The following is a 1198-nucleotide window of genomic DNA, read 5'->3' as shown; positions in this document are numbered from 1 at the left end:
CATGGATAATGGAATGGACCCATCCACTTTAAATCGGCCTCGCAATGGGCCACGATGTAGTCGCTAAAACTCATCAGAAAGAGGACGGGTCCACCTATGAAGATTACTACAATCGGTTTAGATATCGCAAAGTCTGTTTTTCATGCTGTTGGCGTCGATAAAGCAGGCAAGTTAATTAAAAAGAAAATGCTTAGACGCAAAGACTTGCTGCCCTTTGTCGCTCAAATTGAGCCTTGTCTGATTGTGATGGAAGCCTGTAGTGGCGCAAATTACTGGACCAGAGAATTTGAGCTGTTGGGCCACAGCGTCAAGTTAATTGCTCCTCAATTTGTCGTGCCTTTTCGGCAAGGTAACAAAAATGACTACAATGATGCTTTAGCCATCGCGGAGGCTGCGCAGCGACCCAACATGCGGTTTGTAAAACCCAAAAGCGTCGAGCAGCAAGATGTGCAACTGCTCCACCGAATGCGCGAACGATTAACTAAGCAATCAACAGCCTTAATCAACCAAGTGCGAGGTATGTTAGCTGAATACGGCATCGTGATAGCCAAAAGTAAATCGGCTTTTAAAGTACAGTTTCCTGAGATTTTGACTAACGAAACCAATGCGCTGACTACCAAAGGTCGAACAATTTTTTATCAGTTATATGAAGAGTTTACAGATATAGAAAGACGGCTTAAGGATTGTGATACCCAAGTACTCACTGAAACGAAAAACAATGTGATTTGCCAGCGTTTAGAGACTATCCCAGGTATTGGTCCCGTCACCGCTACGGCCTTTTATGCGGCTGCTGGAGAGGGTAAAGACTTCAGTAATGGTAGACACTTTTCAGCTTGGTGTGGCTTGGTTCCCAAGCAACACAGCAGCGGAGGTAAAGATAACCTCCTTGGGATAAGCAAGCGGGGAAATGCGTATTTACGTACCCTGTTTATTCACGGCGCCAGAGCGGTGTTGCAGCACAGTTGTCATAAACAGGATAAATTTAGCTGCTGGGCAATACAGTTAGCAGAGCGCCGAGGTTTTAATCGAGCCTGTGTGGCCGTCGCCAATAAACTCGCGAGAATGGCATGGGTTATCGCGGCGCGTGAGGAAGAGTATCGGCTTCCAGTATAGTACTGAATAGATTCAATAAACGTGAATAATTAACCAACCAGCAAGTTGCTAAGACACTTGATTTGATGATGAGACAGTCAGACTG

1 protein-coding gene is annotated in these 1198 nt (G+C 45.4%); it reads left to right on the top strand.

Features of this window, described 5'->3' with window-relative positions:
* Positions 1-96 precede the first annotated feature (96 nt).
* Positions 97-1113, top strand: coding sequence for an IS110 family transposase (locus MMG82_RS21325; protein ID WP_037431787.1), 1017 nt, complete (start codon positions 97-99; stop codon positions 1111-1113).
* Positions 1114-1198 lie beyond the last annotated feature (85 nt).

The sequence above is a fragment of the Shewanella sp. MM_2022_3 genome (genome assembly GCF_022557375.1).
GTDB classification, from domain to species: domain Bacteria; phylum Pseudomonadota; class Gammaproteobacteria; order Enterobacterales; family Shewanellaceae; genus Shewanella; species Shewanella xiamenensis.
The sequence above is the reverse complement of the archived record's forward strand: the minus strand, read 5'-3'. Positions and strand labels throughout refer to the sequence as shown.